7 protein-coding genes are annotated in these 12,931 nt (G+C 48.7%); 4 read left to right on the plus strand and 3 right to left on the minus strand.

The window, feature by feature from the left end:
• Positions 1-42: 42 nt before the first annotated feature.
• Both IXB28_RS16040 and polA read right to left on the minus strand, forming a co-directional pair.
• On the minus strand, positions 43-885 hold the full coding sequence (locus IXB28_RS16040) for an exosortase-dependent surface protein XDP2 (protein WP_215619617.1): 843 nt from the start codon (positions 883-885) through the stop codon (positions 43-45).
• Positions 886-1,260: 375 nt separating this feature from the next.
• A complete protein-coding gene (polA, locus tag IXB28_RS16045) occupies positions 1,261-4,131 on the minus strand; it encodes a DNA polymerase I (RefSeq protein WP_215619618.1) in 2,871 nt (956 codons plus the stop codon).
• Between the two features lie 318 nt (positions 4,132-4,449).
• On the opposite strand from polA, the gene amt reads away from it, so the two are divergent.
• From amt to IXB28_RS16065, 4 genes are all read left to right on the plus strand, one after another.
• Positions 4,450-7,119: an ammonium transporter gene (gene amt / locus IXB28_RS16050; RefSeq protein ID WP_215619619.1), complete on the plus strand. Its 2,670-nt coding sequence runs from the start codon at positions 4,450-4,452 to the stop codon at positions 7,117-7,119.
• Positions 7,120-7,350: 231 nt separating this feature from the next.
• Positions 7,351-8,229 carry a metal ABC transporter substrate-binding protein gene (locus IXB28_RS16055; RefSeq protein WP_215619667.1) on the plus strand — a complete coding sequence of 293 codons (879 nt, stop codon included), beginning with the start codon at positions 7,351-7,353 and terminating at the stop codon, positions 8,227-8,229.
• A 141-nt stretch (positions 8,230-8,370) separates the two neighbouring features.
• Entirely contained in the window at positions 8,371-9,162 is a 792-nt protein-coding gene (locus tag IXB28_RS16060) for a metal ABC transporter ATP-binding protein (RefSeq protein ID WP_215619620.1), read from the plus strand.
• Positions 9,163-9,166: 4 nt separating this feature from the next.
• Positions 9,167-10,060 (plus strand): metal ABC transporter permease, encoded by an 894-nt coding sequence (locus IXB28_RS16065; protein WP_274609707.1) that lies wholly within the window; start codon positions 9,167-9,169, stop codon positions 10,058-10,060.
• 24 nt (positions 10,061-10,084) lie between these two features.
• On the opposite strand, the gene IXB28_RS16070 is transcribed toward IXB28_RS16065, so the two are convergent.
• Complete coding sequence (locus tag IXB28_RS16070; protein WP_246559833.1) at positions 10,085-12,601, minus strand: HD family phosphohydrolase; 2,517 nt, start codon at positions 12,599-12,601, stop codon at positions 10,085-10,087.
• Positions 12,602-12,931 lie beyond the last annotated feature (330 nt).

Consider the following 12,931-nt stretch of genomic DNA (forward strand, 5'->3'; position numbering starts at 1 on the left):
AGACTTAAGCCTGTGTGAGACGCTTACGCTTGCTTAAGGCGCTTATGCTTGCTTAAGGCGCTTAGCTGCGATCGCACCGACAGCCAAGAGACCCAGCATTGCAGAAGGCTCAGGTACACTTTCAGGATTAGGCTGGTTTTCTGCAACCGAACCCAAAATCTTCCAGTCAGGACCACGGTAAGCTCTACCACGGCTGAAGACTCGTACACCAGCGATGGGAGCCTCAACCCCCAGATCCGCCATGCTCACACCCAGAGAACTAACCTTCTGAGTACCGCCAATTTCCTGAGTGTTTAAGTTGAAACCAGCGTAGTCCCAACTACTAGAGCTGCTTAAAGCAAACAGACTACCAACGGCATTTCCTGCATTATCAATGGCTTGAAGATCCATCTTGCTGTTCATTCCCCGTTCCCAAACGAAGAGGTTATCAACAGCCTGATCGAAATACAGATCCATGGCGAAGTTACCGGAGTCTTCTGTATCAATAATATTGTTGAGGTTGTTATTGCTCAGGACAGCACTGAGTTGAGCACTATCAGGTGCCTCCACACCCCGGGTCAAAATAGTGCCATTGCCCATGTCGAGGGTTGCCTTGTCACCTAGGTCAACACTGGCAGCACCCGAATTACCACCAGTCCAAAGGTCATTAGTCACATTGTCCACATAGTTGACCAATGTAAAGTCGCTAATGGATTTGAATTCACCAGTCACCTCATCATTGAACTCAACAGAATCTAGCCAAATATTGTTGACCCAGCGATCATTGCCGGAAAAATCAGTACTATAGTTCGTCTTAAAATTAAATGCATTTGCAGGTGCTTGCATTGCGACGACTAGCGTACTTGCTGCCATTCCAATACCAACTGCCAAGTGACGAAATTTCATGGGCTTTCCCTATACCAATGTGTTTATGTGCGGTGCTTGACGGCCGAGTATCAAATATCACTGCGGCTCACAAACATCTTGTTCGAGGCTTAGGGTGTTTGAGAAGTCTCTAGAAAAAGCTTTATGGCACATTTGAAAACAACTGAAAAATCAGTATTTTCACTGATTCAAGCCATCTTGATTGGTTAATTCAGCAGTCAGCAGTTTGGACTGCACCATGGCACTAACCCGTATATTCTTGGCACGACACCGCGCACGGCTACGACAAACCTACGACTTCTGCCGTAGCCCAAACTTACAGCGCCAGCGATGAGGCACAGCGATTTTACTGATTCAGCCCATAGGGCAAGTCACTAAATTGAGGCAAAGGCAATGTTATTTCGCCTCCATCCAATTATTACCAGCGTTAATTTCAACCTTTAAAGGCACAGATAACTTCACAACAGATTCCATGGTTGTGGCAATTTTGGCTTCCAATGCTGGCCACTCGCCTGGGGGAATTTCAAAAATCAATTCATCATGCACCTGTAGCAATAGCCTGGCTTCGTATTCTTTGAGGGTCTCATGGAGCTGGATCATGGCAATTTTGATGATGTCAGCACTAGAGCCTTGAATCGGTGCATTCGCTGCAGCCCTTAATAAACCAGCATCATAACCACCAGGGCGGAGATGACTGAGATCAATTTCATCCGGTGATTTGCCTTTGAGGGGCGTCAGGCTATTACTGGAAAAATTGAAATAACGTCGTCGACCCAAAATGGTTTCCACATAGCCCTGGGCAATGGCTTCGCGCTGCATTTGTTGCAAGTAGTCAAATACGCGAGCATAGCGCTCGTTAAATTTATCGATAAAGGATTTTGCTTCGGTGCGACTGACGCCCATTTCACGGGCAAAACGCACAGCTCCCATGCCATAAATCACGCCAAAGTTAATGATTTTGCCCATGCGCCGTTCTTCTGTCGAAATATCCTCCTTATCTAGCAGCAATTGGGCAGTCAAACTGTGGACATCATCGCCATTGCGATAGGCATCTATTAAGACCGATTCTCCACTGAGGTGTGTGAGAATTCGCAGCTCGATTTGAGAGTAGTCTGCAGCGGCTAATAGCCAACCCTCCTGGGGCAAAAATGCCTGACGAATCTGACGGCTAAAGGCTGTGCGTACTGGAATATTTTGTAGGTTGGGATTAGAGGAGGATAAACGACCGGTTGCCGTAACGGCCTGGTTAAAGTCGGTATGGACACGGCGTGTATCGGCTCGCACCAGCCTAGGCAAGGCATCTACGTAGGTAGATTTCAGTTTCGACAGGGTGCGATGACTGACAATGCAGTCCACCACTGGATGATCACCCTGCAATTTTTCTAGGGTGGCTGCGTTCGTGGAGTACCCCGTTTTGGTTTTACGGGTTTTCTTTTTGTCTAACCCCAGGGTTTCAAATAGCAATACACTAAGCTGCTTGGGTGAGCTGAGGTTAAATTCTTCTCCCGCATAGTCGTAGGCTTTGATTTGCAACTCATACAAATCAGCCTCTAGCTGCTCGGAGAATTCTTTTAGATAGGCTTCGTTGATACGGATGCCGGTAGCCTCCATGTCTTCTAGCACCGGTTCTAGGGGAATTTCGACATCTCGGAACAGGGTTGCGATCGCATCTACCTGCCGCAGTTCAGCCTGCAATATCGGCACCAGACGATAGGTTGCATGCACATCTCCCCCGCAATAAAGCGCCACCTGATCAATTGCAATATTCGCAATCGTTTTACCCTTAGGCACCAGATCTGAAAAGCTTTGAGCGGCCAAATTCAAATGGCGTAGCGATAAGTCCGTTAAATTATGACTGTTCTCAGGGTTAATCAAATAGCTCGCCAGCATGGTGTCAAACACCACCCCCACCAGCTGAATGCCTTGACGCCTCAATACCGCCCGGTCATACTTCGCATTTTGCAGCGCCTTAGGATAGTCAGCACTTTCCAAAATCGGCTTCAATGCAACCAATACGTCTGCTAACGGCAGCTGCTCACCCTGATCATGACCGACAGGAATATAGGCTAGCTCGCTTGGTCCCTCCCCCCAGCAACAGCCAATGCCCACCAAATCCGCATCCAAGGGATCAATAGCCGTCGTTTCCGTATCCCACGCCACAGGTGTTTCCCCCTGGGACTCCAACGTAGCAATGAGTTCCTGCAGCTGGGAGACAGTTGTCACCACTAACGGTTGAATATTAGCGTCCTCTACATCACTGGCAGCATCCGTCTCATCTGCAGAGAAAAACGACGTTTCCTCATCATCGATGGCTGTGGCTGCCCGACTCGATGAGGCCGTAGCGTCTCCCCCAAAGGCTTCCTGTAATTTCTTGAGGCGATTAATGAAATGTTGAAACTCTAGATTTTTCAATAAAGGCACAACTGTACCTTCATCAAACCCCTCTAACTTACAATCAGCAAGCTCTACATCCAGATCAATATCCCGAACAATAGTCGCTAAATACTTAGACTTTTCCGCATCTTCCTTGCCTGTTTCCAGTTTTTTCTTAACGGCCCCCTTCATTTCCGAAACCGCAGCATAGACACCGTCCAAACTCTGATGCTCCATCAATAGCTTGACCGCTGTTTTCTTACCTATACCCCGCACGCCAGGAATATTGTCCGAAGTATCGCCGCACAGAGCCTTATAGTCGATCACCTGATTTGGCTTAATACCAAGTTTTTCCTCAACTTCTTTAATGCCATATTCCTTAGCCAAACCATTAGTGCGTCCAAAGGTACTGCCCAAATGCAGCACCTTAATATGCTCATTGCTATCAATCAGCTGAAACAAATCTTGATCACCACTAAGGATACGGACCGCATAGCCTTCCTTCTCCGCTTTGGTCGCCAGAGTCCCGATCACGTCATCCGCTTCAAACCCAGGAGCCGTTAAAATCGGCAACTGAAACCCTGCCAACAAGTGCTTCAGGTTCTCTACATCCTCAAGAAAGTCTTCTGGCGCTTCAGGGCGTCCTTCTTTATAACTTTCAGCCGCTTCATGGCGGAATGTTGGCTGGGCCAAATCAAAAGCCACCGCTGCATAGTCAGGCTTTTCCACTACCATCATGTCGCTCATGGATTTCAGAAAACCAAAACAGACACTAGTCGGGATCCCTTTGGAAGTGCGCAACCCTCCGTCACGACTTTTGGCATGGGCATAGTAGGAGCGAAATGCCAAGGAATGACCGTCAATGATTAGAAGCGTGGGTCTGTCAGAACTCAAAACACATGTCGTCAAAGCAGCTTTTTAATTAAAGCGTGTCCATGGCCAGAACTGTAGCTTTTTGGTGAAGACCTTCAGGTTTAAACGGTGAATGACTAGATCCTGAATGGGCACAGATAGTCAAAGAAGCTGCGGGGAACTATCTAAGCAGTATGTGGAGTTGACGAGGACAGTCAGTTCGGAGATGACATACCCATCAAATCAACCCCAATTGATACGACTACGTCGACACATATATATGAGACATCAACACACCCTCCGGACTGCAACCCACTTCACCAGAACCTTTAAAGACCGTAAGCCAGCTTCTCACACACCATGCCGCTGTCATTAGATGCACTTTGGGTGGTTATCAGTGCCTGCTTAGTGTTCATCATGCAGGCAGGTTTTTTATGCATAGAGGCCGGCTCTACCCGACGAAAAAATAACATTAACGTTGCCATCAAAAACCTGGCTGATGCAGGCATATCCATCATCATCTTCTGGGCTTGTGGTTATGGCATAATGTTTGGCCCTTCCGTCCACGGACTGTGGGGCAGTCAGCAGTTTTTTCCAGAGTTCCACCAAGACGGTTGGTCGATAATTTTCTTTGTCTTCCAAACCATGTTCTGCAGCACCGCCGTCACAATTATGTCTGGTGCTGTCGCAGAAAGAATGACGTTTCGAGGCTATTTGTGCGGCGCTTTATTGATATCTGGCCTCATTTATCCCCTATACGGTCATTGGGTATGGAATGGTCTCAACGAGTCCTTAACCACAGGCTGGTTAGGCCAAAAAGGATTCGTAGACTTCGCCGGTTCTACCGTCGTGCACAGTCTAGGCGGATGGGTGGCCCTGGCCGCATTAATCATCATTGGACCGCGACTCGGTAGATTTTCCCGACATAACTTTTCCCAACAAACACCTAGCGCAGATTTACCCTTGGCCTTTCTGGGCACCCTACTGCTCTGGTTTGGCTGGTTTGGCTTTAACGGTGGCAGCACCCTAGCCTTTAATGAACAAGTACCCAGGATTTTAGGCAATACCTTGTTGGCTGGTGCAGCAGGACTGGTTACCCCTTTAGTCTGGTCGATAGGCATTAACAAACGCCAAGTCCATTTTCGAACCGTAATGAATGGGACTCTGGCTGGCCTAGTCGCCATTACGGCCAACTGCCACGCAGTATCTTTTAGAAGTGCCATTGTCATTGGTGCCGTGGGCAGCATCGTCATGATGCTAAGTGAGGTCCTGCTAGACAAGTGGAGGATTGATGATGCCATTGGAGCCGTCTCAGTGCACCTCGCCCCTGGCATATGGGGAACTTTGGCCGTCGCATTACTGGGTGATTTAGAAGCAATAGGTACTGGCCTTTCCCGGCAACAACAGTTTGCGACGCAACTATCGGGCGTCCTAACCTGTGGACTATGGTCCTTTACGCTAGCTCTTTTCGCATTCGCCTTGCTGAATCGATATGTCGCCCTACGAGTCTCCCGCAAGCATGAGTATTTGGGCTTAAATGTGTCGGAACATGGGGCTCAAAACGAATTGCAAGAGTTATTCAGAACGATGCAATCCCATGCGAAGACAGGTAACCTACAGCAGCGAGTTAGCAGTAGCACACTCACGGAAGTCGGACAAATTAGCCGATGGTACAACCAGGTTGTTGACGCCTTGGAACGATCAACAATTAAAACGAATGCCATCGTTATGACTGCCGCCGATGGCATTTTGACGGTGGATGCAACCACCCTAGAAATTCAAAGTGCCAACCCAGCGATTGGCAAGATTTTTGGTCGCGATTGGCTCAACATCACAGGTAAGACTCTGAACACAATCATTGCCACCGATTTTCCTCAAGGCCATGAGTATGCGCTACAAGCACTCCATCCTTTCTTATTACAAGCTGTTGAAACCGGCAACGTCTACGACGCCATTGGATTACATAAAGGTGGGCGCCATTTCCCCATAGAAATGGCAGCAACGCACTCAGAACTCAGAACTGATACGTTCTTGACGATTATGGTGCGAGACATTACCGATCGCAAAAAGGCGGAAGCTGCTCTGCTTAAATCAGAGTTAGACGCACGCCAGGCTGCCCAACAATTGCAGCAAGCCTTAGATGAATTAAAGCGCACCCAAATTCAGTTGCTGCAACGAGAAAAAATGGCCGGGTTAGGGCATCTGGTTGCAGGAATTGCCCATGAAATCAATAACCCTGTGGGGTTTATTTATAGCAATTTAAAGCATGCTGTCAGCTATGTTGACGTAATGATGGGGGCGATTGAGCACTACCAAGCAGAAAGATCCCCATCGACCAACGCTCAAACAGCCATTGACGACGACGAATTAGCGTTTATTAAAACGGATTTTCCTAAACTACTCAGTGCAATGCACTCAGGGACTGAACGCATTCGCAATATTGTGCAATCGTTGCGGAACTTCTCCCGCCACGATGAAGCTGCTCTCAAGAAGGTGGACGTTCATGAGGGTCTGAATAACACTCTGATGCTCTTGACCCATCGCCTGAATGCACAGGCCAAACGGCCAGCGATTAACATCTGTAAAAAATATGAGGAATCACTGCCTAAAATTGAATGTTTTGCAGGGGCCCTGAATCAGGTGTTTTTCCATATTTTTAGCAACGCCATTGATGCCCTCGAGCATCATCCATCAGGCACAATAACGGTTACGACAGCAAATGAAGGGGACTGGATTACCATCACAATTGCGGACAATGGCAAAGGTATTCCCAAAGCCCTCCAACAACAAATTTTTGAACCATTTTTTACCACTAAACCGGTGGGCACTGGCACTGGCATGGGGTTAGCTATTAGCTATCAAATTATTACCAATCAACATGGTGGTAAGCTGCTGTGCCAGTCATTCTTGAACCATGGCACAGAGTTTCAACTAGTTTTGCCAGCCAAGCATCGACCTCAGGTTACGCACTCGAAAAATACGCCAGCACCAGAGCGGGCAACTGACTCGATGCTACCGCCATCGCCTTAACCGTAGACATAGTCCTTCAACTTTCCATCCTCGAAGGCAATCCAGATGAAGCCCTGGCTTGGTTTGGGGGTGCCCCATAGTGCAACCAGAATCGCGAAAGGGACTGTTTGCCCACACACTACTGGGAAATTATGAGACAATAATGAAAAATGAAACGATTATGAAATGACACGACAGGCATCCCCACATCAGGGCAAACCAAAAATCTGGCTAGCAGGCATGATTTTACTGATGGGCCTAACCAACTGTGGGCAAGCCACACCGACATTAGAGGACTCCACTGGCAATGAGCGTAAGGTGGTATTAACCAGCTTTACAATTTTGGCAGACATGGCCCAGAACGTTGCTGGAGATGAGCTTCGGGTTGAATCCATTACCCGCATCGGCGCAGAAATTCATGGCTATGAACCCACACCCAGCGATTTAGTAAAGGCCCAGGATGCAGACTTGATTCTCTACAATGGCATGAACCTGGAGCGCTGGTTTGAGCAGTTTCTAGGGAATGTGCAGGATGTCCCATCCGTGATTTTGACAACAGGGATCGAGCCGATTGCGATCGCAGCAGGCCCCTACACCGACAAACCAAATCCCCACGCCTGGATGTCGCCGCAAAATGCGCTCACGTATGTTGAGAATATTCGCCAGGCATTTGTGGAACTCGACCCCGCCAATGCCAACATTTACAACACCAATGCCGCTACCTATAGCGAACAACTAAAAGCCATTGACGAAAAGCTCAAGGCCAATCTTGCCCAGGTACCCGAGAATGAGCGTTTTCTCGTGAGCTGTGAAGGCGCATTTTCATACCTTGCCCAGGATTACGATCTACAGGAAGTCTATCTATGGCCTATCAACGCTGAGCAACAATCCACACCAAAACAGATTCAAGGTGTCATTGACGCCGTTAACGCTAACAACATTCCGACGGTTTTTTGCGAAAGTACCGTCAGCGACGAAGGCCAACAGGAAGTTGCCCGAGCCACCGGCGCAAACTTTGGGGGCAGCTTATATGTCGATTCCCTATCCACAGAGGATGGCCCTGTCCCCACATTTCTAGACCTTTTGCAATACGACACCCAAGTCATTAGCGAAGGACTATTATCGCCATGATTATTCGCAACTCAAAGCTTTTATCGTCGCCCATAAGGTGCTGCGGGCTGTAGACCATGCCATCGATTTTAAGCACCCCCGCCGCTCTCAGTTTCTTACCGTTCTGATTTTCCTGTTATTTCTCACCCCACCCTATTCCTAATGCGATCAGACACCTTTGGCATCACCGTTGAGAACATTAGCGTCACCTATAGCAATGCCCATTTGGCGCTCTATAACGCTAGCTGCTATGTGCAACCGGGCACCATCACAGGCTTAGTTGGCCCCAACGGCGGTGGAAAATCCACCCTGTTCAAAACCATTATGGGGTTTATTAGCCCCAACCAGGGCCGAGTTCACATCGATGGACTCTCGATCAAAATGGCCCAAAAACGGCAGCTGATGGCCTATGTCCCCCAAGCAGACGATGTGGACTGGAACTTTCCGGTAAGCGTCGGGGATGTGGTGATGATGGGCCGCTATGGCTATATGAACATGCTGCGGATTCCCGGACGTGAGGACAGAAAACAGGTGGCGGAAAGTTTAGATCGTGTAGGCATGGCTGACTTTCGCCATCGCCAAATTGGAGAACTATCAGGGGGTCAGAAAAAGCGGGCGTTTTTAGCTCGGGCTATGGCCCAAAATAGTCGAGTCATTTTGCTCGATGAGCCCTTTACCGGGGTAGACGTTAAAACAGAAAAGCGGATTGTGAATCTGCTGCTACAGCTGCGGGATGAAGGACACACCATTTTGGTGTCCACCCATGATCTGGCATCAATTTCTACATTTTGCGATCGCACCGTTCTACTCAATCGCACCGTGCTCGCCGAAGGCCAAACAGCAGATACTTTCACCGACGAGAATCTATCCATGACCTTTGGCGGCATGCCCCTCAAGGGTTTATCCAGTCATGCCTCCACCCTTAGCTCTCCCGTAAAACCTAGTTATGAATAGCCCCATGGCCCAACTACCCCTCCTGGACCCCATGGTGCAGTGGCTGTTAGAACCCTTACAGGCAGGCTTTATGGTCAAAGCCCTATGGGTTAGCGCTTTTGTGGGCACCGTTTGCGCCGTCCTCTCCTGTTACATCACCCTCAAAGGTTGGTCCTTAATGGGCGATGCTGTTTCCCACGCGGTCGTACCGGGCGTCGTGGTCGCCTATGCCCTAGGCCTACCATTTGCCTTGGGCGCCTTTGTCTTCGGCTTTGGGGCAACGGTCATCATTGGCTATGTCAAATCCCAAACCCGCTTAAAAGAAGATGCAGTGATTGGAGTCATCTTTACGGGCTTCTTCGCATTCGGCCTCGTCTTAGCCACAAAAATACCGAGCAACGTGGATTTGTTTCACATCCTTTTTGGCAACGTCTTAGGGATTTCCCCATCAGATATTATCCAAACCCTGATCGCGGGTACTACGACGCTAGTGGTTATCCTATTGAGACGCAAAGACCTGCTCTTATTTTGCTTTGACCCCAACCATGCCAAAGCCATTGGGCTCAATACCCAGCTGATGTACTACACCTTGCTCTCAGTGCTGGCCTTAACCATCGTCACCGCCTTGCAAACGGCAGGCATTGTGCTTGTGGTCGCCATGTTAGTAACGCCAGGAGCTACGGCCTATTTGCTCACCGATCGCTTTGACCATATGCTAGCCATTTCGGTTGCCACTAGCGTTGTTTCCTGTATTCTCGGCACCTACCTTAGCTATCACCTGGACATGCCCACCGGGGGCACCATCGTTGTTCTCATGACTATTCTTTTTGCCGTAGCCATGATTTTCGCACCCAAATATGGGATTCTTTCACAAAAATTGAACCGGCATCTGCCCGGTGCCGAGACCCGCTCCACATAGCTGGGTCTGCGCCACCGCATCACCCTAACCTGGCGAAAACGATTCCTTCGGATAGGCAATGCGTTTGTGATTAAACTGTTGCCAAACTTGGACAAATACATTGGCAATCACATCCATATCTTTCCGTGTCAAACACGAATCTATTAGCTGTTTATCCTTCCAGCGCGCCCGCAAAATCTTATTTACCATGGCATAGGCTTCTTCAGCACAGGCTTCCTTATGCAACGAGCGCAGTGCCGCTTCACAGGAATCAGCTAGCATGACAATCCCAGTCTCCGGCGATTGAGGTATGGGACCGGCATAGCGAAAGTCTTCTTCTAGAATATCTCGCTCGGGATCGGCACTGATGATTGTTTGGGCCTGATGATAAAAGTAGCTAATTAACATATCCCCTTGATGTTCAGGAATAAAGGCTTGAATCGCCTTAGGTAGACGATGTTTTTTAGCCATCACCAAGCCTTCAGTCACGTGCTTTTTAATAATGTCGGCACTCACCCAGGGATCATTAATCAAGTCATGTTTATTGGGACCTCCCATTTGATTTTCAATAAATCCTAGGGGGTCGTGCATCTTACCAATGTCGTGGTACAGGGTACCAGCACGCACGAGCTCAACATTATGTCCTAGAGTGCGAGCGGCGGCTTCTGCCAGGTTCGCCACAAACATGGTGTGCTGAAAGGTGCCTGGGGCATCTGCGGCCAACCGCTTAAGCAAGGGTCGGTTCGGATTCGACAGTTCCGCTAACCGAATCGGCGTAATCACGTCAAAAAATGATTCTAGGTAAGGACTCACCCCCAGAGCGACGATACTCCAGGCAATCCCATATACCCCAAACAGAGCTGAATCTCGTAGAACGGTATACCAAACAGAGGAAGCTACGCTGTTAAACATCAGCGTAAGCACCAAATGCAGCAAGCCTTGGGTTAAACCGACCACGCCGCCCAACAGGGCAAATTCTTCGCGCGATCGCAAACGCGGTGCAATCCAAGCTCCCACTGATGCAGCACAGGCTGCAGCAAACAGCGGCAACACAGCCACCGAGCCACCAATGGGCAACAAAATCACCAGCAAGGCAATGATCACCGCCGCTAAAATATAGCCATAAAAACTCCCTAGCAAAAGCCCCACCGCAGGTAAGCCTAACCCCGGAATCTTCAGGGCCATCAGAGCCGCCACACTAAAAATCAAACACAGTACTAATAAATGATCTCGCTGACGCAATCCCCCCTTCTGCCAGTGATCAAGCCACAGTAATACACCGATACCCGCACTCACCAATGTGCCAAAGCCAATAAAACCGAGCCAATTAAATCGGCGCTGCGTCAAATTAAAATGATCTAAGAGAACGAAATCCCCCTGAGTAATGGCCTCTCCCTTATTCACAATGGGTGCCCCTTGCTCAATGGAAACCGTTACCGTTTTCACTTCATTTTCGACCTGCTCTGCTCGCAGGCGGGTTTGCTCAAAATCTTCAACTAAATTTGGACGCAAGACAGAGCTGATAATCTTAGAAGCAATTTCTTTCGCCGCGGTTTCTTGCTCCAGCAAATCATCACGATTCAACCCCAAGGGGACATCTAAAATCAACGTGCCTTGCAATTGGGAGTCAATGGCTTGCTGCCACAAATTGGGGGGCATGCCTTCATGAATTCCCTGACTCAGCATGCGGTCCAGCACCAAGCGGCTTGTGGATTGCACAGATTGCCAGTCCGCATCACTTAATTCCAGCAGCTTTACATCCAAAGGCTGTAGCCCATCACGGGTGGTTAAGTTGGCCAGCTCTGGTTTGACCTTGTTATACTGCTGACGTTTGGCTTCAATTTGGCTGCGCAGTGACGCCATAGACTGCGACGATGGCCGCTCCCGAAAACGCAACAGTTCCCCAATCGCAATCAACTGATTAGCATCCAAATTATTTAGACGCATTTGTAGCTTGCCGCTAGACCCTTTCGCCAGCAAAGCGTTCGTTAATTGAGGCATCTGGGCCAACGACCAAACCTCTTCCCAGTCATCGGTTGGCATCTGACGCAGATATCGCTGGGTTCGACTCGATAGCTGACCTGTAGAAATATAAGGAATATTGCCCGCTTTTTGGCGGAGAATACTGCCTTGAGCCAAAATACTATTGGCATCTTCCAAAATCGCTTTGCTAATGGCAGGATCAATTTGCAATATCACAATTGAACCACTGCGGGCAGCCTGACGATTTTCCTCCGTGGTGATCATGTCAGGCAACGTTGCATTGTAGGGCGCCGTAAAACTATCCGCAGCTATACTCCCTACGGTTAAAGCTGGCTGATTGTAAAAGCGCTGCCCTAAAATTGCTGTCAGGAGCAAAACCGTTAGACAAATTGCAATCCGGGTTTGATTAAACGGCGTCTTTTTCGCAACGCCATATCGCCCACTGGACTGGTTACTTGACCGAGTCGATTGACGAATGGAAGTATTAGACCTTTGGCGCAGCGACTTAGAAAAGATTGGTAACTGCGATTTAAACCAACTAACCCAACTACGCAAACGCTGCCAAATTGCTTTGACCATGAATGTCACCAACTGCATGAAAGGCCTTAATCACCAAGGTTGCCGTTGTTGAGATCAACCGAAACATAACGCGTAAGTCCAGCAGATGATTAGCATTAGAAACCTGGCTGAGGCTAGAGGGAGACATTGTATTGCCTCCGTGAATACCCTGGATGTCGTAGACAATTGAAAATCAACGTCCGAGGTTACTAGGGCTAATTGACTGGAAGGTTGGCCGTATCGTTAGACTACTGGCAGATGAGTACTCAAAAATGAATCTGATGTCAAAAATGAACCTTCGGTAGTTAGAGTACAAAATCGCTACACCATACGACTGTAAATTCAATACGG

The sequence above is a fragment of the Leptothoe kymatousa TAU-MAC 1615 genome, from assembly GCF_018739865.1.
GTDB classification, from domain to species: domain Bacteria; phylum Cyanobacteriota; class Cyanobacteriia; order Phormidesmidales; family Phormidesmidaceae; genus Leptothoe; species Leptothoe kymatousa.